The 20,813-nt window shown below is 73.9% G+C and carries 20 protein-coding genes and 1 pseudogene; 6 read left to right on the top strand and 15 right to left on the bottom strand.

Annotated elements, in window-relative coordinates:
• The first annotated feature begins 87 nt into the window (after nt 1–87).
• A complete protein-coding gene (locus AB0E62_RS30880) occupies nt 88–765 on the top strand; it encodes a TetR family transcriptional regulator (protein WP_362201121.1) in 678 nt (225 codons plus the stop codon).
• Nucleotides 766–788: 23 nt separating this feature from the next.
• On the opposite strand, the gene glpK is transcribed toward AB0E62_RS30880, so the two are convergent.
• Together glpK and AB0E62_RS30870 are read right to left on the bottom strand one after the other, a co-directional pair.
• Entirely contained in the window at nt 789–2,303 is a 1,515-nt protein-coding gene (glpK, locus tag AB0E62_RS30875) for a glycerol kinase GlpK (RefSeq protein WP_362201118.1), read from the bottom strand.
• A 43-nt stretch (nt 2,304–2,346) separates the two neighbouring features.
• Entirely contained in the window at nt 2,347–3,114 is a 768-nt protein-coding gene (locus tag AB0E62_RS30870; protein WP_362201115.1) for an IclR family transcriptional regulator, read from the bottom strand.
• Between the two features lie 206 nt (nt 3,115–3,320).
• On the opposite strand from AB0E62_RS30870, the gene AB0E62_RS30865 reads away from it, so the two are divergent.
• From AB0E62_RS30865 to AB0E62_RS30855, 3 genes are all read left to right on the top strand, one after another.
• Nucleotides 3,321–3,713, top strand: a complete 393-nt coding sequence (locus tag AB0E62_RS30865; RefSeq protein WP_362201112.1) for an ATP-binding protein — start codon at nt 3,321–3,323, stop codon at nt 3,711–3,713.
• A 148-nt stretch (nt 3,714–3,861) separates the two neighbouring features.
• Nucleotides 3,862–4,242, top strand: a complete 381-nt coding sequence (locus tag AB0E62_RS30860; protein WP_362201109.1) for a hypothetical protein — start codon at nt 3,862–3,864, stop codon at nt 4,240–4,242.
• Entirely contained in the window at nt 4,239–4,706 is a 468-nt protein-coding gene (locus AB0E62_RS30855) for a peroxiredoxin (RefSeq protein WP_362201106.1), read from the top strand. The genes AB0E62_RS30860 and AB0E62_RS30855 overlap by 4 nt, the downstream gene beginning before the upstream one ends.
• A gap of 7 nt (nt 4,707–4,713) precedes the next feature.
• Here AB0E62_RS30855 and AB0E62_RS30850 read toward each other — a convergent pair whose 3' ends face one another.
• The 5 genes and pseudogenes from AB0E62_RS30850 to AB0E62_RS30830 all read right to left on the bottom strand — a co-directional run.
• Nucleotides 4,714–5,148 carry a cupin domain-containing protein gene (locus tag AB0E62_RS30850; protein ID WP_362201103.1) on the bottom strand — a complete coding sequence of 145 codons (435 nt, stop codon included), beginning with the start codon at nt 5,146–5,148 and terminating at the stop codon, nt 4,714–4,716.
• Nucleotides 5,149–5,257: 109 nt separating this feature from the next.
• On the bottom strand, nt 5,258–5,869 hold the full coding sequence (locus AB0E62_RS30845; RefSeq protein ID WP_362201100.1) for a DNA polymerase ligase N-terminal domain-containing protein: 612 nt from the start codon (nt 5,867–5,869) through the stop codon (nt 5,258–5,260).
• 68 nt (nt 5,870–5,937) lie between these two features.
• On the bottom strand, nt 5,938–6,975 hold the full coding sequence (locus AB0E62_RS30840; RefSeq protein ID WP_362201097.1) for an LLM class flavin-dependent oxidoreductase: 1,038 nt from the start codon (nt 6,973–6,975) through the stop codon (nt 5,938–5,940).
• A 353-nt stretch (nt 6,976–7,328) separates the two neighbouring features.
• Nucleotides 7,329–8,318, bottom strand: coding sequence for a WYL domain-containing protein (locus tag AB0E62_RS30835; RefSeq protein WP_362201094.1), 990 nt, complete (start codon nt 8,316–8,318; stop codon nt 7,329–7,331).
• A gap of 92 nt (nt 8,319–8,410) precedes the next feature.
• A pseudogene (locus AB0E62_RS30830) lies at nt 8,411–8,650 on the bottom strand (SAM-dependent methyltransferase); the annotation flags it as partial.
• Nucleotides 8,651–8,968: 318 nt separating this feature from the next.
• On the opposite strand from AB0E62_RS30830, the gene AB0E62_RS30825 reads away from it, so the two are divergent.
• Entirely contained in the window at nt 8,969–11,368 is a 2,400-nt protein-coding gene (locus tag AB0E62_RS30825) for a M4 family metallopeptidase (RefSeq protein ID WP_362201091.1), read from the top strand.
• 58 nt (nt 11,369–11,426) lie between these two features.
• Here the strand turns inward: AB0E62_RS30825 and AB0E62_RS30820 are convergent, their stop codons facing one another.
• The 5 genes from AB0E62_RS30820 to AB0E62_RS30800 form a co-directional block, all read right to left on the bottom strand.
• Nucleotides 11,427–12,626 carry a glycoside hydrolase family 64 protein gene (locus tag AB0E62_RS30820; RefSeq protein WP_362201089.1) on the bottom strand — a complete coding sequence of 400 codons (1,200 nt, stop codon included), beginning with the start codon at nt 12,624–12,626 and terminating at the stop codon, nt 11,427–11,429.
• A 152-nt stretch (nt 12,627–12,778) separates the two neighbouring features.
• Nucleotides 12,779–13,534, bottom strand: coding sequence for a dienelactone hydrolase family protein (locus AB0E62_RS30815; RefSeq protein WP_362201086.1), 756 nt, complete (start codon nt 13,532–13,534; stop codon nt 12,779–12,781).
• Nucleotides 13,535–13,843: 309 nt separating this feature from the next.
• Nucleotides 13,844–14,464, bottom strand: a complete 621-nt coding sequence (locus AB0E62_RS30810; RefSeq protein ID WP_362201083.1) for an L-threonylcarbamoyladenylate synthase — start codon at nt 14,462–14,464, stop codon at nt 13,844–13,846.
• 401 nt (nt 14,465–14,865) lie between these two features.
• The gene (locus AB0E62_RS30805; protein WP_362201080.1) at nt 14,866–16,098 is read right to left on the bottom strand and encodes a cytochrome P450; all 1,233 of its coding nucleotides are present in this window, start codon (nt 16,096–16,098) and stop codon (nt 14,866–14,868) included.
• 198 nt (nt 16,099–16,296) lie between these two features.
• Nucleotides 16,297–17,439: a PP2C family protein-serine/threonine phosphatase gene (locus AB0E62_RS30800; RefSeq protein ID WP_362201077.1), complete on the bottom strand. Its 1,143-nt coding sequence runs from the start codon at nt 17,437–17,439 to the stop codon at nt 16,297–16,299.
• A 240-nt stretch (nt 17,440–17,679) separates the two neighbouring features.
• On the opposite strand from AB0E62_RS30800, the gene AB0E62_RS30795 reads away from it, so the two are divergent.
• Nucleotides 17,680–18,591, top strand: coding sequence for a GNAT family N-acetyltransferase (locus AB0E62_RS30795; protein ID WP_362201075.1), 912 nt, complete (start codon nt 17,680–17,682; stop codon nt 18,589–18,591).
• A gap of 33 nt (nt 18,592–18,624) precedes the next feature.
• Here the strand turns inward: AB0E62_RS30795 and AB0E62_RS30790 are convergent, their stop codons facing one another.
• Genes AB0E62_RS30790 through tgmA form a run of 3 tightly spaced genes read right to left on the bottom strand, consistent with a single transcriptional unit; the run spans nt 18,625 to nt 20,739 of the window.
• Nucleotides 18,625–19,512, bottom strand: a complete 888-nt coding sequence (locus AB0E62_RS30790; protein WP_362201072.1) for a Gfo/Idh/MocA family oxidoreductase — start codon at nt 19,510–19,512, stop codon at nt 18,625–18,627.
• A gap of 34 nt (nt 19,513–19,546) precedes the next feature.
• Entirely contained in the window at nt 19,547–20,530 is a 984-nt protein-coding gene (gene tgmB / locus AB0E62_RS30785; RefSeq protein ID WP_362201069.1) for an ATP-grasp ribosomal peptide maturase, read from the bottom strand.
• Nucleotides 20,531–20,547: 17 nt separating this feature from the next.
• Complete coding sequence (gene tgmA, locus AB0E62_RS30780) at nt 20,548–20,739, bottom strand: putative ATP-grasp-modified RiPP (protein ID WP_020938095.1); 192 nt, start codon at nt 20,737–20,739, stop codon at nt 20,548–20,550.
• Between the last annotated feature and the right edge of the window lie 74 nt (nt 20,740–20,813).

Below are 20,813 nucleotides of genomic sequence, written 5' to 3'. Positions count from 1 at the left end.
GACCTCGCCCGCCCCGGCCGAGGGCCCGGGGCGGAGTGCGGGACGGACCGCCCCCGGGGTGGCGCACGTCCCGGAGCGGTGGTGAGCATGGCGCGCAGGACGGCGCGGACCGAGCAGGTGAACGCGACGCGGGAGGCGATCCTGACCGCGGCGGAACGGCTGTTCGCCGAGCACGGCGTGTACGCCGTCTCCAACCGCCGGGTCAGCGAGGCCGCGGGACAGGGCAACAACGCCGCCGTCGGCTACCACTTCGGTACCAAGGCCGACCTGGTCCGCGCGGTCGCCCGGCGGCACACCCGGCACATCGAGACGCTGCGGGAGCGGGCCCTGCGGCGGACCGCGGGCTCCACGGACGTGCGCGACTGGGTCGACTGCCTGGTCCGCCCGGTCACCGAGCACCTGGCCGGGCTCGGCAGCCCCACCTGGTACGCCCGGTTCTGCGCGCAGGTGATGACCGACCCGGCGCTGCACGAGATCATGGTCGAGGAGTCCCTGGCCTCGCCGGCGCTGCGCGAGGCGGTCGAGGGCCTGAACCGCACCCTGCCGGACCTGCCGCCCGAGGTCCGCGCCGAACGCGGCCAGATGGTCCGGCTGCTGATCCTGCACACCTGCGCCGAGCGCGAGCGGGCGCTGGCCGAGTCCGCCCCGGCCCCGCATGCCGCCTGGAGCGAGGCCGCGACGGGGCTCGCCGACGCGATCGTGGGCCTGTGGCTGGCACCCGTCAGCGCGCGGGCGGCGGCACCGGGAGGCGTCTTTTCGGGCTGAGGAGCGCGCGGGGAACGGCGGGGTCAGGAGGCGTGCGGCGGTCCGGCCCAGCCCAGGGACCGTTCGACGGCCCGTTTCCAGTTGGCGTACTCGGCCTCCCGCCGCCCGGGGTCCATGCCCGGCAGCCACTGCGCGGCCCGGTGCCAGTGGCGGCGCAGCACCTCCAGGTCCGGCCAGTAGCCGGCGGCGAGACCGGCCGCGTACGCGGCGCCGAGGGAGACCGTCTCGGCGACCATGGGCCGCACCACGGGCACGTCGAGCACATCGGCCACGAACTGCATGAGCAGGTTGTCCGCGGTCATGCCGCCGTCCACCTTCAGCTGCGGCAGCGGCACCGGGAAGTCGGCGTTCATCGCGTCGACGACCTCCCGGGTCTGCCATCCCGTGGCCTCCAGCACCGCCCGCGCCAGGTGTCCCTTGGTGATGTACGAGGTGAGGCCGACGATGACCCCGCGCGCGTCGCTGCGCCAGTGCGGCGCGAACAGGCCCGAGAAGGCGGGGACGATGTAACAGCCGCCGTTGTCCTCGACCGTGCGCGCGAGGGTCTCTATCTCCGGGGCGCTGCCGATCAGGCCCAGCCGGTCGCGGAACCACTGGACGAGCGCGCCGGTGACCGCGATCGACCCCTCCAGGGCGTAGGCCGGGGGCTGGTCCCCGATGCGGTAGGCGACCGTGGTGAGCAGCCCGTGCCGGGACCGTACGACCTCGCCTCCGGTGTTCAGCAGCAGGAAACTCCCGGTGCCGTACGTGCACTTGGCCTCGCCGGGGGAGAAGCAGGTCTGGCCGAACAGCGCGGCCTGCTGGTCGCCGAGGGCGGCGGTGAGCGGGATGCCCGGCAGCAGGGCGCGCGTCTCGCCGTACCGTTCGGCGCTGGGGCGGATCCGGGGCAGCACCGGGCGGGGCACGCCGAAGAAGTCCAGCAGCTCGTCGTCCCAGGCGAGCGTGTGGATGTTCATCAGCATCGTGCGGCCGGCGTTGGTGACGTCGGTCAGGTGCAGGCCGCCGTCGGCGCCCCCGGTGAGATTCCACAGCAGCCAGCTCTCCATCGTCCCGAACAGCACCTCGCCGTCCCGGGCACGCTGCTCCAGGCCCTTGACGTGGTCGAACAGCCAGCGGAGCCGCAGCGCGGAGAAGTACGTCGAGGGCGGCAGGGCGCACCGCTCCTGGAAGAACGCCTCGCCGGGACGGCGCAGGAGCTCCTCGACCAGGGGTGCGGTACGGGTGTCCTGCCAGACGATCGCCCGGCCCAGCGGGGCACCGGTGCGCCGGTCCCACACCACCGTCGTCTCCCGCTGGTTGGCCAGCCCGACGGCGGCCACCTGCCCCTGGTCGATGCCGGCGGCGGACAGCGCCTCGGGCATCACCCGGCGCAGGTTCTGCCAGATCTCGACGGCGTCGTGTTCCACCCACCCGGGCCGCGGGAAGTGCTGCCGGTGTTCCCGCTGCGCGACCGAGACCAGCCGGCCCCGGTGGTCGAAGAGGATGCAACGGGTCGAGTTGGTGCCCTGATCGACCGACATCACATACCGTTCAGCCATGATCGGGTCTGCCTTCCGACGGATCTGGGGCGGCGGTCGCGGCCTACCAGCGGGCGGCTCCCAGGTCTCTGGAGACCGCCCGGGCGGCCTCACGGACCAGGCTGATCAGCGCGGGGCGGGGCAGGCCCTGGCCGTCGCAGATCCGCTCCACCGGCCCGGACAGCCCGATGGCGCCGACGACGAGCCCGCCGTGCCCCCGGATGGGCGCGGCGATGCCGGCCTCGCCCATGCTCATCTCCTGGATCTCGGCCGCCCAGCCGGCCTCCCGGACGGCGGCGAGCGCCCGGCCGAGCCGCTCGGGGTCGACCAGCGTGTGCCGGGTGTACGCCTCCGGCCCGGGCTCCTGCGCCGGCTCGGCCGTGGCCGTGCCGAAGGCCAGCAGCACCTTGCCGAGCGAGGAGGCGTGCAGCGGCAGCAGCGCGCCCACGTCCAGCGTCTGGAAGCTGTCGTCCGGCCGGAACACATGGTGGACGACGAGGACCCTGCCCTCCAGCGGGGTGCCCAGGCGCACCGCCTCCCCACTGCGGGCGGCCAGGGCGTCGGCCCAGTTCAGGGACCGTGAGCGCAGTTCGTTGACGTCCAGGTAGCTGGTGCCCAGGTGCAGCAGGGCGGCCCCGAGCTGGTACTTCCCGGTCGCCGTGTCCTGCTCCACGAAGTCCACGTGCTGGAGCGTGCGCAGGATGCCGTGGGCGGTGCCCTTCGCCAGCCCGAGCGAGGCCGCCACCTCGCCGAGCCCGAGTCGGCGGGGCCCGCCGGCGAGCAGCCGCAGGATCGCCGCCGCCCGCTCGATCGACTGGACCGGTCCGGCCATGAGGCGAGCCTATTACCGCCGGGGACGCTCCGCCCCGCGGCGGGGGTCGCGACGGGGCGTTCGGTAATGCCGACCCCTGTTCATTGACCCGTCCGATATGTCTCCCTAACGTGCTTTGAGGCCCGGAAGGCGCCGAGACAGCGCGTGAGACCGGCAGCAGATCGGGAGAGAACATGGTGGCCCAGCTCAATACCCTGCTTCGGGCGGTGCATGAACACGTGTGCCCGGTACCGCCCGTCGCCGGCGCGGTCTCCGCCGTACGCCGGCGGGTGGCGGCGCTCCTCGCCGACTGGAGCGTGTGTCCGGAGATCGTCGAGGACTCGCTGCTCGTGGTGTCCGAGCTGGTCACCAACGCGATCGTGCACGCCCGCCCGCCCGCCGAACTCCGGGTGGCCTGGGTGCGCGGCGACCACCCGCCCACCCTGCGCGTCGAGGTCACCGACGCCGGACCCGACCCCGCCGCGGGGCCGTCCCGCGCCGGGATCGACCCGGACGAGCACGGCCGCGGCGAGGCCATCGTGCACGCCCTGGCCACCCGCCACGGCATACGGGTCCTCCCCGGCCGGGTCACCCGCTGGGCCGAGCTCGTCGCGGCCTGAGGCGGACCTTCGGCCCCCCGGGCCCCCGCTCGGACACACCGGCGTACCCCTCGCGCCCGATCCGCCCGCGCGGGCGGATCGACGGGACGCGCACGGTGCCGGCCTACGCTCCAGTAATATCCGGCGGCAGGCCATCAGAGGAGGAACCGTGCCCCGGTCCGAACGCTCACCCCTGCTGCTCGCCGGCCTGCTGGCCGCCGCGGGGGCCGCCCACTTCGCCGTCCCCCGGCAGTTCGACGCGGTCGTCCCGCACTCGCTGCCGGGCCCGCCCCGGGCCTGGACCTACGGCAGCGGGGCCGTCGAGCTGGCTCTGGCGGCCGGGATCGCCGCGCCCCGCACCCGCACGGTGGCCGCGAAGGCGGCGGCCGCCTTCTTCGTCGGCGTGTTCCCCGCCAACGTCCGGATGGCCGTGGACTGGCGCCACCGGCCGGCTCCGCTCAAGGCGGCGGCCCTCGCCCGGCTGCCCCTCCAGGTGCCCCTGGTGCTGTGGGCGCGCGGTGTGGCCCGCGGCGGAGAGGGACGGTCGTGACCAGGCCCCTCGCGGTCGGGGACACGGCGGACGACTTCGCCCTGCCCGACGAGACCGGCACCACCCGACGGCTCACCGAACTGCTGGCCGGCGGCCCCGTGGTGCTCTTCTTCTATCCCGCCGCCCTCACGCCCGGCTGCACCGCCGAGGCATGCCACTTCCGCGACCTGGCCGCCGAGTTCGCGGCCGTCGGCGCCCGGCCCGTCGGCATCAGCGGGGACGCCGTCGACCGGCAGCGGGAGTTCACCGACCGCCACCGCCTCGGCATGCCGCTGCTCTCCGACGCCGACGGCACGGTCCGCGAGCGGTTCGGCGTCCAGCGCGGTTTCTCCCTGGCCCCGACCAAGCGCGTCACCTTCGTGATCGCCGAGGACCGTACCGTCCTGGAGGTCGTCCGCAGCGAACTGCGCATGAACACCCACGCCGACCGGGCCCTCGCCGCCCTCCGCGCCCGTCAGGGCTGAGCGGGGGTCACTGGAACGGGCAGCCCGGGTTCGGGGCGTCCTCGGAGAACGGGGAGCCGTGCGGCAGCACGTACAGCACGTCCAGGACGAGCGGGACGTCACCCAGATTGCGGCCGATGTGGACGTAACCGGGGCCGGGCGGCTCCTCGATCCTCTCGCCGGTGCCGTACACGCCGTCCGGACCGCACGAGGAGTCGTAGTGGCTGAGGGTGCCCTGCCGCACGACGCCGTACAGCGGACCGTCGTGGTAGTGCCAGCCGGTCGTCTGGCCGGGCGGGAGCGTGACCTCCCGCAGGATGTAGTCGGTGCCGTCGACGGTGGCGCGGGCGAGGATCCGGGAGGTGATCCCCGGCCCCGGCGGGGTGGCCCCGGCAGAGCCGCAGGTCATGAGGGCGGCGGCCGTGGCGACACCGGCCACGGCGGTACGGAGTGCGGTGCGCATGCGAGCCTCCGGGAGCGCGAGCGGATACCGCCGCGAACATAGCGGCGCGGCCCGCCCGCCGGGGCCGGAACGCCCCCATCCGGATACGGCGGGCGGGCCGGTACGACGCTCAGTCCGCGCCGGCGGCCACCTGGGCCAGGGTGCGGCCGGTGCGCACCGAGCGGGCCCGCCGGGGGTCGGGCGTGCCGTGCCCGGCCGGCCGGGCCGCCCCCTTGCGCACCAGCAGCCAGGCCTCCTCCTCGTCCGCGCCGCCGCCGCGGAACCGGGTGAGGGCGTACTCGCCGCGCAGCTTGGCGCCGTGCAGCCGGAACGTGGCGTGCCCCCGCTCCAGCGACTCCGCGAAGTCCACCGGGCGGCCCCGGCGGTCATGGCTGAGCGGTTCGTACGTCCCGCGGTCCCACACGATCACCGTGCCGCCGCCGTACTCGCCCTTCGGGATGACGCCCTCGAAGTGCTCGTACGCCAGCGGATGATCCTCGGTGGGCACCGCCAGCCGCTTGTCCGCCGGATCGGCCGACGGGCCCTTGGGGACGGACCAGGACCTCAGGACATCGCCGACCTGGAGCCGGAAGTCGAAGTGCATCCGCCGCGCGTCGTGGATCTGCACCACGAACCGGGGCCGTTCGCCCGCGCCCGCCGGGGGCGCCTGCCCCGACGGCTCACGGGTCCGCCCGAAGTCGCGCCTGCCGCGGTACGTCCGCAGCCGGTCCTCCGCTGCCATCTGCGGCTCCTTTCCCGGGTCCGGCACGGACGGGCCGGGTACCCGAGGCCGGGGCCCCGATGCCGTGGTCACCCGGCGGGCCGCCACCCCAGCGCCGGCCCGAGCCGCGTCGCCATGTCCGTCAGGATCTGTACGTAGTCCTCGTGCCCGAAGGTGAACGGCAGGGCGAACGCCACCTCGTCGACCTCGCGGAAGGCGGCGTGCGCATGCAGCCGTTCGGCCAGCTCGGCCGAGTTGCCGACCAGGTCCGGCGCGAACAGCTGCCGTCCCGGACCCTGCGGGGCCGCGGTGCGGGGCAGCCGCCGGGCCGCGTACTCCTCGTACCTGGCGCGCTGCGCGGGGGTCGCCGAGTCGGTCGGGATCACCACCAGCCCTTGGGAGACCCGGGCCGCCTCCCCGTCGGGATGGTGGGTCCGGAACTCCCGGATGAGGGACGACTGGATCGCGGCGAAGTCCGGCGGCCCGTCCGCGCCCTCGGAGTCCTCCACCTTCACCACGCTGCTGGTCAGGAAGTTCATCCCGTGCTCGCCCGCCCAGCGCGCCGACCGCAGGCTGCCGCCGCCGTACCACATCCGCCGTCCGAGCCCGGGGGAGTGCGGCTGGACGACGTCGGAGAAGACCTCGAACCCCTCCACCCCGCTGAAGTCGGTGGCGGGCTTGCCGCGCACCAGGTCCAGCAGCCGCCGCACCCGTTCGAAACCGAAGTCCTCCGCGTCGCCGGTGTCCGGGTAGAGGGCGCCCTTGACCTGGTCGTAGTGCATCGGCGGACCCACGCTGACCCCCGGGTTCAGCCGGCCGCCGGACAGCACGTCGACCGTCGCCAGGTCCTCGGCGAGCCGCAGCGGGTTCTCCCAGCCGAGCGGCGTCACCGCCGTGCCGAGCTGGATCCGCCGGGTGCGCTGCGAGGCGGCGGCCAGGACGGCGACCGGGGACGAGATGCCGTACTGCAGATGCCGGTGGCGGACCCAGGCACTGTCGAAGCCGAGCCGCTCGCCCAGCTCGATGATCTCCAGCGTGGACTCGTGGCCCCGCCCGGGGTCCGCCGCGTCGAACAGGCCGATGGTGAGGAAGCCCAGCTTGCGCAGCGGGCGAGGGGTGGACGGCACGGGTCCTCCAGCGGTCGGATGTCGGCTCCGCCCCGATTCTGGCAGGCGAGTGTGACAACCGTGTGATCAATCGGCCGGTCCGCCGACGGCGGGCGGGTTCACCCGGCGCGGCCGGTGCGCTGCCGAGCCGTCCGGCGACGACCGCCGCCTCCGCCCCGGTCAGCCGGGACAGGCGCCGCGGCGGCGGCCGTCGGCCGTACCGGCGGCTGCGGAAGGCGAGCCGGCCGCCGCCGACCGGTGCACGCGGACAACGGCACCGTGACCGCCGGTCCCGCTCGACGGCCCGGCAGCCGCGCCGCGTCGACCACCCTCGCCCGGCGGCCGGCCGGCACTCGGCCGTGCCCCGGCGCCGGTCAGCCCGTGGCCGGCGGGCGGCCGTAGACGGCGGACAGGGCGGCGACCGTGCGGGCCATGCGGGTCCTCAGCTCGGGGGGTGCCACGACCTCGGCCTCCGCGCCGAGCCCGAGCAGCATGCCGACGGCGTGGTCCACGGACTCGATGGGGATGACGGCCCGTACCCGCCCGTCGGGACCGGGCGGGCCCGCGCTGTCCCGGGCGGCGCGGGCGAGAGCCGGTTCGATGAGGTCGGGCAGCCGGCCGAGCAGCGCGGGCGAGAGCCGTACCACGGCCTCGTCCCGGTGCCGGCGGGCGTCGAAGCCGGCCAGGTACGACTGCCAGTGCGCGGCCAGGTCGAACTCCGCCGGGCGTTCGAACTGTTCCGGCAGGGCCCGGATCGAGAGGATCTGCGAGACCCGGTAGGTGCGGATGTGCCCCGGCCTCGCCGCCACCAGGTACCAGCGGCCGGACTTGAGCACCAGGCCGTAGGGGTCCAGGGTCCGCGTCACCTCCTGGGGTGCCCGCCGGCGCCGGTAGCGGACCCGGACGCGGTGCCGGCGCCACACCGCGTCGGTCACGGCGGCCAGGTGCTCGGTCGTGTCCGCCTCGGCGTACCAGCCGGAGGTGTCCAGGTGGAACCGCTGCCGTATCTCCCCGGTCCGGTCGCGCAGTTCGTCGGGCAGCGCGGCCGTCAGCTTCAGCTGGGCGGTGGCGAGGACGGTGCCGAGCCCGAGGTCCGCCGCCGGCCCGGGCAGTCCGGCCGGGAACAGCGCTTCGGCCTCCTGACGGGTCAGCCCGGTCAGCCGGGTGCGGTAGCCGTCCAGCAGGCGGTAGCCGCCCTCGTGACCGGGGTCGCCGTAGACGGGGACGCCGGCGGCTGTGAGCGACTCCATGTCCCGGTACACCGTGCGGACGGACACCTCCAGTTCGTCGGCCAGTTGCCGGGCGGTCAGCCGGCCCCGGGTCTGGAGGAGTAACAGGACGGACAGCAGTCGGCTCGCACGCATGACGCGAGTCTGCCGCACCTCGCTGACAGAAGGTGTCAGGGGAGCCGGACTGCCGTGCCGGCCGGACGCGCGTCCCGCGCACCGGACACACGGCCGATATCCAGGAACTGCCGGATGCCCGCCTCGGTGACGAGGTGGGCGAGGGCGCGGCGCGGGAACGCCCGGCCTGCGCGGGCGGGGGTGACGCTGCCGGGGAAGACCGTGGTACAGGCGTCCCCGGCAGCCTCGTCGGCCGGGTGGTTGTCCTTCCCGCCGAGCCAGTGGTTCCGGACGCGGGCCGGGTGCGGTACCGATGTGCCGACCGGCGGGCGCGATGCCGGACGGGTCGTCAGCGATCTCCTTCCCTCCCGCGTGACCCGGATCCGGCCACGGCCTTCCCCGGAGCCCTGACCGGCCCCTGCCCCGCCCACGGACACCCGCCGCTCACCTCCCGGTCCGGCCGGGCCGGCCGATAGGGAAAACCCTCGATTGATCCGGCCGGAGGTGACATGGCTCGGTCAATGCTGTCATTCTCCCTGCGCACCCTGATCCGCCCCACCGGTTCCCGGATCACGGCCCCGCACGGCTTCAGCTCACCCGGGCAGCAGACCCCGCTGCCCGTCCGTCACCTCACCGGCCGCCGACCGGCGACCGCGGCAGGAGGAGTACGCGTGAGACCCCACAGACCCCTTCCCCACAAGCGCGCCACGGCAGCGGCCGCCCTGCTCTCCACCGCGGCGTTCCTCGCCGTCGGTCTCCAGGCGGTCCCGGCGACCGCGGCCCCGGCGGCTCCCCACCCCGGCCCGCTGCGCACCGGCGGACTGGAGGCCCGGCTCAGCCCGGCCCAGCACCGGGCGCTCGTCGACAGCGCCCGGGAAGAGACCGCCGGCACCGCCCGCGCCCTCGGTCTCGGCGCCAAGGAGAAGCTGGTCGTCAAGGACGTCGTCAAGGACAACGACGGTACCCTGCACACCCGTTACGAGCGCACCTACGACGGACTGCCGGTCCTCGGCGGCGACCTCGTCGTGCACACCCCGCCCGCCTCGCTGGCCAAGGGCACCGTGAGCACCACCTTCAACAGCCGGCGCACCATCAAGGTGCCCTCGACCACGGCCACCGTCACCAAGGCCGCCGCCGGGACCAAGGCGCTGAAGGCCGCGCGGACACTGGCCGCCGAGCCCACCACGGACAGCGCCCGCAAGGTGATCTGGGCCGGCGCCGGCACTCCGAAGCTCGCCTGGGAGACGGTGATCGGCGGCCTCCAGGACGACGGCACCCCGAGCCGGCTGCACGTCATCACCGACGCCACCACCGGCAAGGAGCTGTACCGCTACCAGGCGGTCAGGACCGGCACCGGCAACACCCAGTACAGCGGCGCCGTCAGCCTGAACACCACGCTGTCGGGCTCGACGTACCAGCTGTACGACACCACGCGCGGCGGTCACAAGACCTACAACCTCAACCGGGGCACCTCCGGCACCGGCACCCTGCTGACCGACGCGGACGACGTCTGGGGCGACGGCACCGGCTCCAACACCCAGACCGCGGGCGCCGACGCCGCCTACGGCGCCCAGGAGACCTGGGACTTCTACAAGAACACCTTCGGCCGCAGCGGCATCCGCAACGACGGCGTCGCCGCCTACAGCCGCGTCCACTACAGCAGCGGCTACGTCAACGCCTTCTGGGACGACAGCTGCTTCTGCATGACCTACGGCGACGGCTCGGGCAACACCCACGCCCTGACCTCGCTGGACGTGGCCGGCCACGAGATGAGCCACGGCGTCACCTCGAACACCGCCGGCCTCGAGTACAGCGGCGAGTCGGGCGGCCTGAACGAGGCGACCTCCGACATCTTCGGCACCGGCGTGGAGTTCTACGCGAACAACACCAAGGACGTCGGTGACTACCTCATCGGCGAGAAGATCGACATCAACGGCGACGGCTCGCCGCTGCGGTACATGGACAAGCCCAGCAAGGACGGCGCGTCGAAGGACAGCTGGTACTCCGGGCTCGGCGGCCTGGACGTCCACTACTCCTCCGGCCCGGCGAACCACATGTTCTACCTGCTGTCCGAGGGCAGCGGCACCAAGGTCGTCAACGGCGTGACCTACAACAGCCCGACGTCCGACGGCGTCGCCGTCACCGGCATCGGCCGCGACGCCGCGCTGAAGATCTGGTACAAGGCGCTGACGACGTACATGACGTCCAGCACCAACTACGCCGGTGCCCGCACCGCCGCGCTCAACGCCGCCGCAGCGCTGTACGGCACCAACTCCACGCAGTACGCCGGAGTGGGCAACGCGTTCGCCGGCATCGGCGTCGGCGGTCACATCAACCCGCCCGCGAACGGGGTCACGGTCACCAACCCGGGCAGCCAGTCCGCCACCGTCGGCACCGCCGTCAGCCTGCAGATCCAGGCGAGCAGCAGCAACGGCGGCGCGCTGACCTACAGCGCCTCCGGCCTGCCCGCCGGCCTGACGATCAACGGCTCCACCGGCCTGATCACCGGCACGCCCACCACGGCGGGCGGCTACAACACCACCGTGACGGTGACCGACTCCACCGGCGCGACCGGCACCGCCACCTTCGCCTGGACGGTCAGCACGACCGGCGGCGGCTGCTCCGCCAGGCAGTTGCTGGGCAACCCCGGCTTCGAGTCCGGCAGCACCGGCTGGACCTCCACCAGCGGTGTCATCACCACCGACAGCGGCCAGCCGGCCCACGGCGGCTCGTACAAGGCGTGGCTGAACGGCTACGGCTCCACCCACACCGACACGCTGTCCCAGTCGGTGGCCGTCCCGGCGGGCTGCAAGGCGACCCTGACCTTCTACCTGCACATCGACACCGACGAGACCACCACCAGCGTCCAGTACGACAAGCTGACGGTGACCGCCGGTTCCAAGACCCTCGCCACCTACTCGAACCTCGACGCGGCCTCCGGCTACAGCCAGAAGACCTTCGACCTGTCCTCGCTGGCGGGCTCCACGGTCACGCTGAAGTTCAACGGTGTGGAGGACTCCGGCCTCCAGACCAGCTTCGTCGTGGACGACACGGCCCTGACGACCGGCTGATCATGTGACACCGCTCGCGGTCCCGCACCCGGCGCGCCGGGTGCGGGACCGCGCCGTGTCAGCCGAGCGGGTCCAGCGTGAGGTACGCCTGCTGCGGGGAGCCGTCGTGCACCAGCGACTCCTGGTGGCCGACGTCGTCGAAGGCGAACGCGTAGGCCTTGCCGTCGGCCATCTGCGCGTGCACCGCGCGCGCGTACTGGTTGGTCACCGCGTCCCGGTAGAAATCGGCCGTCGTGGCATCCGGCTGATTGGGGTTGACCAGCAGGGTCGAGCGGTTGAAACCGGCGCACAGCGTACGGGAGATGGGCCCGCGGACGGTGTCGTTGGGCGCGTCGAGCAGCTTGTGACAGCCGAAGACGCTGGCCGCGTCCGGCTTCTGGAAACTGGTGACGACGGCGCCGGCGGCGTTGGTGAAGTTCATGACGTTGCCCGAGACCCGGCCGTAGTACTTGGTGTTCGGCTGGTCCGCGAACGGCGTGACGGTCAGCGTCGACGTCGTGTACTTCTGCCAGACCCGGTTCACATAGTCGTCCAGCACGGATCCGGGCAGCGCCCCGGTCTCCACGCCGTACAGCGGGGACAGCGCGCGCAGCACGGTCCCGTCCGAGCGGGTCTGGATCAGGCCCGCCCAGCCGCCCGGCTGGGCGCGCAGCGCGGAGAAGAACCCGCTCCAGCCGCCGGACTTCAGATGCCCGGTGGTGGTCACCCCGCCGTCGGCGCGCTGCACCCCGACCGCGTACGGTGCCGAGAACATGTCCACCTGTGTGCTGTTGAGCCACAGTCCGGCGTCGTTGAGTGTGTACTCCGACCAGTTGAAGAGGATGTCGCGGTTGGGGTCGGACGGGTTCTGCACGGCCGGCTGGACCAGTCCGCCGGTGGTCAGCCGGAAGTCCAGCTTCCGGCCGTAGGAGAAGTAGATCCGGCCGGAGAACTTCGGGATGCGGATGGTTCTGGACTGGCCGGCGGCCGGGCCGGGTATCGCCGCGTCCGGTGCGGGGGTCGGCGGGTTGCCGCCGGCCGGCCAGGCGTGGAATACGCCGTCCGCGTCGGCCCAGCCCTGCCGTCCCGAGGACAACTGGGTGCCGAGGTCGTAGACGTAGACCGGTTCGGAACGGCCCGAGTTGTTGGTGATCGTCAGCGGGATGGTGTCGGGGACGGCGGCGTCCGCGCGGCCCGGGGTGCCGAGCGCGAGCAGTCCGCCGAGCAGCGCCGTGGCGGCGGCCAGGGGCAGCACGCCCCGGGTGAGCCTGTGAGGCACTCTCCACCTCCGTGTGGGGTCGGGGTCGTACGGATCTGGTCCGTACCAGTTCTGAGAGCGCTCTCAGATTCCAGCCACGACGAGTTCATGTCAATGTCCGGGACCGGATCGGCCCGGCGCCCACCGGTCGGCGGGTGCCGGGCCGTGTTCCGTCAGAACGTGCGCCCGAGCAGGTCCAGCAGGGCCGCCCAGTGCCGCTCGTCGGCCTCCCGGTGGTAGGCGGGGGTGTCCGCCTGGGTGTAACCGTGGTGGGCGCCGGTGTAGACCTCGCAGGTGTGGCGCACGCCGGCGGCGGTCAGCGCCTCCTCGAAACGCGCGATCTGCTCCGGGGGCAGCGACGTGTCCTCGTCGGCGTGCCCGAAGTACAGCTCCGCGGTGATGCGCGGGGCCTCCAGGTGCGGGCTGTCCGGGTCGTCGGTGGCCAGGCCCCCGCCGTGGAAACCGGCCGCCGCCGCGACCCGGTCCGGGTGGGCGCCCGCCGTCCACAGCGCGAGCCGGGACCCCATGCAGTAGCCGGTCAGCGCGACCGGGCCGTCCGCCACCAGCGGGCTGTCGGCCAGCCAGCGCAGGTAGGCGCCCGCGTCCCGCTTGACCAGGTCCGGCGTCAGGCCGGCCAGCATCGGGCCGAGCCGTTCCCAGATGGTCGGGTCGCCGGCCGGGTCGATGAACTCCGGCAGGTCCACGACCGGGGCCCGGCCGAGCCGGTAGAACACGTTCGGCAGCAGCACGGTGTAGCCGGCCGCGGCCAGCCGGTCGGCCATCGACTTCAGGTGCGGTCGCGGGCCGTAGGCGTCCTGGTAGAACAGCACGCCCGGCCGGGGGCGGCCGTCTGCGGGGTGGACGAGGTAGGCGTCGGCGACGCCGTCCTCGGTCCGGATGTCGACATCGTCTCGCTGGACATCGGTCATGGTGGACAAGCCCTCCCTCGGGACAACGGGCGCCGGGCGGCGACGGCCTCCGGCGCCATGGCTGCGCCCATGCTGTCACGCAAGATCGTCCACGCGCTGACCGGCGTGGGCGTGGGCGTGTGCGTGGACGTGTGCGGGTCGGATCCGTGTGTCGGGTCCGTGTGTCGGGTCTGTGCGGGTCGCGTCCATGCGGCCGGCGCTGATGCGTGGGGGGCACCCATGTGGGGGGCACCTATGTGCGGGAAGCACATGTGGCGGGCGTCCGTGTGGGACGCCCCCGTAGGGCAACCGCCCCTGTGTCGCGCGCGCTCACTCGAAGCGGCTGGTGTCGCCCGCGCCCCGCCGGACGATCTCCGCCTCGCCGCCGGAGAAGTCGACCACCGTGGTCGGCTCGGTGCCGCACTCGCCGGAGTCGACCACCGCGTCCACCACGTGGTCGAGCCGGTCCTTGATCTCCCAGCCCTGGGTCAGCGGCTCCTCCTCGTCGGGCAGCAGCAGCGTGCTGGACAGCAGCGGTTCGCCCAGCTCCGCCAGCAGCGCCTGGGTGACCACGTGGTCCGGGATGCGTACGCCCACGGTCTTCTTCTTCGGATGCAACAGCTTGCGCGGCACCTCACGGGTGGCCGGGAGAATGAAGGTGTAGCTGCCGGGCGTGGACGACTTCACCGCCCGGAAGACGTCGTTGTCCACCCGCACGAACTGGCCGAGCTGCGCGAAGTCCCGGCACATCAGCGTGAAGTGGTGCCGGTCGTCCAGCCGGCGGATGGCACGGATCCGGTCCATGCCGTCCCGGCTGCCCAGCCGGCAGCCGAGCGCGTAACAGGAGTCGGTCGGATACGCGATGAGCGCTTCCGAGCGCACCGCGTCAGCGATCTGGGCGATGCTGCGCGGCTGCGGATTGTCGGGATGCACGTCGAAATACTTCGCCACCCGTCGAGCTTATGCCGTCCCGCACACCCCACGCGCCTCACCGGCACCCACCCGCGCGCGTCTCGACCGTCGTCACCGGCGCCCTCTGCCCGCCGGGCGCGGAGTCACACGAGCGCGCGGGGCGCGGAGCCGCAGGAGCGGCGGCGGCCCGCCGGGCGTCACGCCGGTCACTCCACGCCCGCCCTCCCCACCTCCCGGGCCGTCCGGGAATTTTCTCGGATCGTCTGGAAATCGACTGCGTACCTCCAGGAAAGCGGGGCATCCGAGCAACTGAGACGCCCGGGGCTCCCCCCACCCCGGGCGCGGTGTCTCCGCCGGCGGCCCACTCCCCCCGGGCCGCCGGCGGAGCCGTGTCCGGCGTCACCGGGCCACCGGACGCAAGGGTCCACGCTCCCCGGACCTCAGTCCGCCAGCAGAACCGGGATCTCCTGCCAGCCGTGGGAGATGAACGACGGCACGTGGCGCAGTTCGCCGGCGGGGCGGGCCAGACGCAGGGCGGGGAAGCGGGAGAACAGGGCGGGCAGCGCGGTCAGCGCCTCCAGCCGGGCCAGCGGAGCCCCGATGCAGCGGTGCACGCCGACACCGAACGCCAGATGGTCCTCGGCCGCCCGCGCCGCGTCGAAGACCGCCGCGTCGGGGCCGTAGTGCGCCGGGTCCAGCCCCGAGGCGGCGTACGTCGTGATGATCGCGTCCCCGGCCGGGATCGTCACGCCCCCGACCGTCAGCTCCTCCACCGCGAACCGCAACGGCAGCGCGGCGATGGACGGATGCACCCGCAGCGTCTCGTCGACCACCGCGCCCCAGCCGGTCTTCCCGGCGCGCACCGCTGCCAGTTGCCCCGGGTCGGCGAGCAGGGCGACCACCGCGTTGCCGATGAGGTTGACGGTGGTCTCGAAGCCGGCGCCGACCACCAGCAGCAGTGTGTGCAGCAGTTCCTCGTCCGAGAGGCGGCCACCGTCCTCGTCCCGGACCCGGATCAGTTCCGTGGTGATGTCGTCGCCCGGCCGGGCCCGCCGGTACTCGATCAGCGCGCCCAGCACCGAGCCGACGCGCTCGCGCACCGAGGCCGCGAACTCGGGACTCGGGTCGGAGGTCTTCATGAAGTCGGAGATGAGACGCGCGGCATCGGGCCGCAACTCGTCGGGCACCCCGAGGAGTTCAGCGATCATGCGCATCGGCAGGGGATGCGCGAGCCCCTCGCGCAGGTCGACCGCGGCGCCGCCGGCCCCCGCCGCCGCCATCCCGTCCAGCAGCTCGGCCGTCAGCGCCGCCACCCGGGGCCGCATCGCCTCGGTGCGCCGGTGGGTGAAGCTCGGCGCCACCAGCCTGCGCAGCCGGATGTGGTCGGCGCCGTAGGTGGTCAGCATGTTGACCACGCTCACCCAGTTGGCCAGCCAGCCCCAGGACGGATGCTCCTCCAGCTCCGGCCACAGCCGCCAGTGCCGGCGCGCGTCCTTGCTGACCCGGGGATCGAGGATGAGCGCCTTGAGGGAGTCGTAGCCGGTCGGCGCCCACGCGGGGACGGAGCCGGGCAGTTCCACGGGGACGACGGGGCCGAGGGCGCGCAGCCGGGCGGCCTCCGCGGCGATGTCGGAGCCGAAGGGGTCGAGGGCGATGCGGTCGGTGACGGTCACACGGTCTCCAGACTGGTCGGCCTTGCCTGATGCGGTCCCGCTCCAAGTACACCGCGTCACCGGGCGGGTACCCACCGTTCCGGTGTCATCCGGCCAGGAATCAGACCGAGTTCGCTCCTTCGCGCCGGCCCGGCACCGCGTGCCGATCGCATGCCGGGGCAGCGCGGAGCCCTCCGGCCGGCGCCCCGCGCCGGCCGGTCACCGGGCCGGCGGGACGCCCCGTCCGGCCGGGGCGCTGTCCTCCCCGGCCTCCGGTGTCAGCACCAGCATGGTCGCGTCGTCGCGGACGCGGTAGCGGCGTCGTACCAGGTCCTCCCACACCGCGCCGGGCAGCTCGGCGGACGGGGTGCCTGACAGGGCGGCCAGCCGCTGGGGCAGGGGATAGAAGGCGCCGTCGGCGTCCCGGGCCTCCCACACGCCGTCGGAGGCCAGGAACAGCCGGTCGCCCGGGCGCAGCGGCACGGTGACCTCCTTCGGCGGGTCAACGCCGGTCAGCCCGATGCCCAGCGGCGGTGCGGGCGCGACGGTCACCTCCCGGGCCGCCGCGGGCCGCACCAGCACCGGCGCCGGATGCCCGCAGGAGACCACCCGTACCGCGGCCGTGCCGTCGGCGAACTCCAGCAGCAGGGCCGTGGCGAACAGCTCCGCGTGCCCCACGGCCGCCGCGTCCACCGCCAGCCGGCGGTCCAGCCGCGCCGCCACCGACTCCAGGTCCGGCTGGTCCAGCGCGGCCTCCCGGAACGCCCCCAGCAGCGACACCACCGTGGCCACGGCCGTCAGCCCGTGCCCCCGCACATCGCCCAGCACCGCGCGCACCCCGTACGGTCCGGCCCGTACGTCGAAGAAGTCCCCGCCCACCAAAGTTCCGTCCTGCGCGGCCCGGTAGTAGGCCGCACACCCGATCCGCCCGACCCGGTCCGGCAGCGGCGGCAGCACGGCCCGCTGCACCGCCTCGCCGATCGCCCGCTCCGTGTCGAGCTGGGCGTCCCGGCGGCTGCGCACATAGGACACGAACACGCTCAGCGCGGCCACGAACACGACGGTCAGCAGGTCGGTGTCACCGGGGCGGTTCAGATGGGTGGCCGGCACGGTGAGCACCGCGACCACGGCCAGGCCGAGCACCCCGGTGGTCAGCGGACCGTACGACAGCACCGCCAGCGGCGGGATCGCGCCCAGCAGGAAGCCGAGATCGCGGGCGTGGGGGGTGATCAGCGTGGCCGAGCCGACGACCGCGAGCAGCAGGACGGGCAGCACACGCACCCACCACGGCGGTGGCGCTCCGCGCAGCCAGCCGCGCTCCCGGCTCTCCCCGCGCACCCACCGGCCGCGTACCGATCCCACATCCCCACGCTACGCCGCCGCCGATGCCCCGCACCTCGCGGGAGAACGCGAAAACCGGTGGACGTCCGCCCGGCCGCCCGCCTAGCGTGGGCCCGCCACGCCCGGACCGGACGGAAGAAGGAGGCGAGTGTCATGCACGACAGCAGCAGGCGCTCCCCCCTCCCCGCGCCGCGGGCGTGTCACATCTGATCCGATGATCCGACCGGGAGCGTCGCCCATCCACGCATTCCGGAGGAATCCATGACCGGCCTGGTCATCCGCGCGCTCGACGACAGCAGCGCGCACCTGTTCCACACGATGCCCGACCCGCTCGCCCTGGGCGAACGGCACCGGCACACCCGCTACCGCCCCGACTGGCAGCGCGTCGCCCTGCGCGAGGGCCGCGTCGTGGCACGCGCCGCCTGGTGGGCCCGGCCCGAGGACCCCGAGCCCCTGGTGATCAACTGGCTCGACGTGGCCGAGGGCGAGGAGGAGGCCGGTGCCGCACTGCTGCGGACGGCCCCCTGGCGGACCCCCGAACTCGAACTCGACCTGCCGCCCGGCTGGCGGGACGACCCGCGCCGGCGGGCCGCGGCCGGCACCGGCGCCGCCGCCGCGCGCCGGGCCGGCTACACCCCCTTGGTGGAGCGGTTCACCTACCGCTGGACCCCGGACCGGGGCCTGCCCGAACGGCCCGGGCGCCTCGTGTTCACCGCCGAACCGGACGACAGCGTGTTCTACGACCTCTTGTGCCGCATCCACTCCGCCACCCTCGACGCCCACGCCCGCCGGGCCGTCGAGCGGGGCGGCGTGGACCGGGCGGCCAGGGAGGAACTGGACTTCTTCCACTGGTTCCCCTCGCCCCGCGACTGGTGGCGGCTCGCCCGCACCCCCGCGGGCGAGCCGGTCGGCATCCACATCCCGGCCCGCAACCCCGCGGGACCGTGCGTCGGCTTCATCGGGGTGGTGCCCGAACACCGCGGCCACGGCTACGCCTACGACCTGCTCGCCGACTGCACCCGCTTCCTGGCCGGACAGGGCGCCCACTTCATCGCCGCCGCCACCGACCAGGGCAACTTCCCGATGGCCGCGCACTTCACCGCGGCCCGCTACCCCGTCGTACGCGAACGCGTCTCCTACTGGGCCGACCCGGCGGCCGGCGACGGGCGCTGACGGCGCGAAGACCGGCTCACGGCACCGGGCGGCCTACTCCCCGGCGGCCGTGAGCCGGTCCTCCGCCGCGGCCAGGACCTCGGTCACCCGGAGACCGAATGCGGCATCGCAGGAGTGCGGCCGGCCCGTGCCGGCGGACCGCATCAGGGCGTCGGCGGCCCGGGACAGCGCGGCGACCGCCCCCTGCGCACTCCCGGGCATGACCGACACGCCCGCCTCGCCCCGCAGCTCCACCTCGGCCCCGGCCGCCGCCGGCGGGGCCGTCAGGCTCAGCGTGAGCGAGCTGGACGCGCCGCCGGCGTGCTCGAGCACCAGATGGACGGTGTCCGCGGGACCGCGCGCCGCCGCCAGGACCCGCCGTACGTCGCCGAGAACCGGCAGCAGCACCGACAGGGCGTGCGGGCCGACGTCCCACAGCGCGCCCTTCTCCCGCCGCCACGGCGAGGCCGCGAACGGGCTGTCGCCCGTGAACACCGCGCCCAGCCACTGCGCCCGCGCCGTGAACCAGCCGGGCACGGCGGCCTGTTCCTCCACCCAGGCGTCCGGCTCCTGCTGGAAGCGCGCGGTGAAGAACACCACCGACGCCACCCCGGCCCGTTCCACCGCCTCCACCACGGCCCGGCCCTCGGCCACCGACACCGCCAGCGGCTTGTCCAGCAGCAGATGACGGCCCGCGCCGGCCGCGCGCACCGCCAGCTGTGCCTGCACCGCCGGCGGCAGGGCCACCGCCACCGCGTCCACGTCGGCCAGCAGCGCGTCCACGTCGGCGTACGCCGTGACGCCGTACCGCTCCGCCAGCTCCGTGGCCGCCTCCGGCCGGCGCCCCCAGACCCCGGCGAAATGGAGCCCGGGGTGCGCGGCGAGGGCGGGAGCGTACGTCGCCCGCGCCCACGGGCCCGTCCCCAGCAGTCCGATGCGCATGTCGCGTTCCTCTCTCACAGCCGTTCCCGCCTCTTCAGGATGGTGTGCCGCGCTCGTCCCGCGCACACCCGCCGCCCGGGTTCCCCCGCCCCGCGAGCCACGCGGCGATGGTGGCGGCGATCGGCTGACCGGTGTCCATCTCCACGAAACCGAACTGGCCGGACTGGTTGCACTCCAGGAACCACCAGATGCCGTCCGCGTCCTCCGCGAAGTCGAAGGCCCCGTACGCCAGTTCGGCACCCGCCATGTAACGCAGCACGCCCTCGGCGACGCGCGGGGGCACGTCCGCGGGCAGCCAGGGAGCGACCGACGGCGCGAAACGGACGTCCACGTCGTCCGGATGGGCGTCCGGGTCGGCGGGTTTGCGGGCGGCCAGCAGCGTGCCGCCGACGACGGTGAGCCGGATGTCGGCCCGCTTGGCGATCCGCCGTTGCAGCAGGGTCGGCCCGTAGGCCACCGCGGTGAAATCGGCGTCCGGCGCGACCCGGCTGGTCGGCACGGACCGGGGCGGCTCCTGCGGATGCGCCCCGGAGACCGGCTTGACCACCAGATCCGGGAAGCGCTCCGCGAACTCCCGCGCCGCCTGGGGGAACGTCGTGATGAGGGTGGCCGGCACGGCGAGACCGCTGCGCTGGGCCAGGCCCAGCTGCCACGGCTTGTGCCGGGCGCGGCGGGCGGCGTCCGGATGGTTCATCCAGCGGGCGTCGCCGCACCGCAGCATGCCGTACAGCGCCTGCGACGACTCCTCCGTCAGCCAGGCGGACGGCTGGGCGGCGCGGGCGGCCGGGGCGCCCGGTCTGCGCACCCAGACGGAGCGCAGACCGTCCATGCTCACCAGGCGTCCGCCGACGGACACATGTCCCCTGAAGGCGCCCCGCACGTACTCGCCCGACAGTGCCACCCCGTCGGTCAGGTCGGCGGGGTCGAGCCGGACGACGGGCACGCCGGCCTCGCCCAGCCGGAGGACCACCATGTCCGCCGTCACGTCTTCCTCACTGGTCAGGATGAGTACGGTCATCTGTGGGGATCCGCGGCTCAGTCGTCGAAGTGCGTCTTGGAACCGGCGGTCGAGGTCGTGGTTCCGAGGGCTCTCAACGTCGCGTGATCGGTGGCGGCGATCCGCCCGTCCGGGAGGACGTTCAGTTGCAGTCCGGAGTCGTACGCATACGGAGTGGTGACGTCCAACTGCACAGCGGGGCGCGCGTAGTTGAGCGTGAACGGTTGCATGGTCTCTCCCTGATTAGGCTGTCACGTCCTTATACGTGTCGAACGGATGATTGGTTTCCTCACTCTCCGTGACC

This window comes from Streptomyces sp. NPDC038707, from assembly GCF_040636485.1.
Classification (GTDB): Bacteria; Actinomycetota; Actinomycetes; order Streptomycetales; family Streptomycetaceae; genus Streptomyces.
This window is presented reverse-complemented; position numbering and strand designations above follow the sequence as displayed.

What these genes read in the sequence shown, in the direction of transcription:
- AB0E62_RS30880 (WP_362201121.1), top strand. Translation starts at nt 88, where the DNA reads ATGGCGCGCAGGACGGCGCGGACCGAGCAGGTGAACGCGACGCGGGAG.
- glpK (WP_362201118.1), bottom strand. Translation starts at nt 2,303, where the DNA reads ATGGCTGAACGGTATGTGATGTCGGTCGATCAGGGCACCAACTCGACC.
- AB0E62_RS30870 (WP_362201115.1), bottom strand. Translation starts at nt 3,114, where the DNA reads ATGGCCGGACCGGTCCAGTCGATCGAGCGGGCGGCGGCGATCCTGCGG.
- AB0E62_RS30850 (WP_362201103.1), bottom strand. Translation starts at nt 5,148, where the DNA reads ATGCGCACCGCACTCCGTACCGCCGTGGCCGGTGTCGCCACGGCCGCC.
- AB0E62_RS30845 (WP_362201100.1), bottom strand. Translation starts at nt 5,869, where the DNA reads ATGGCAGCGGAGGACCGGCTGCGGACGTACCGCGGCAGGCGCGACTTC.
- AB0E62_RS30835 (WP_362201094.1), bottom strand. Translation starts at nt 8,318, where the DNA reads ATGCGTGCGAGCCGACTGCTGTCCGTCCTGTTACTCCTCCAGACCCGG.
- AB0E62_RS30815 (WP_362201086.1), bottom strand. Translation starts at nt 13,534, where the DNA reads ATGACCGATGTCCAGCGAGACGATGTCGACATCCGGACCGAGGACGGC.
- AB0E62_RS30795 (WP_362201075.1), top strand. Translation starts at nt 17,680, where the DNA reads ATGACCGGCCTGGTCATCCGCGCGCTCGACGACAGCAGCGCGCACCTG.
- AB0E62_RS30790 (WP_362201072.1), bottom strand. Translation starts at nt 19,512, where the DNA reads ATGCGCATCGGACTGCTGGGGACGGGCCCGTGGGCGCGGGCGACGTAC.
- tgmB (WP_362201069.1), bottom strand. Translation starts at nt 20,530, where the DNA reads ATGACCGTACTCATCCTGACCAGTGAGGAAGACGTGACGGCGGACATG.
- tgmA (WP_020938095.1), bottom strand. Translation starts at nt 20,739, where the DNA reads ATGCAACCGTTCACGCTCAACTACGCGCGCCCCGCTGTGCAGTTGGAC.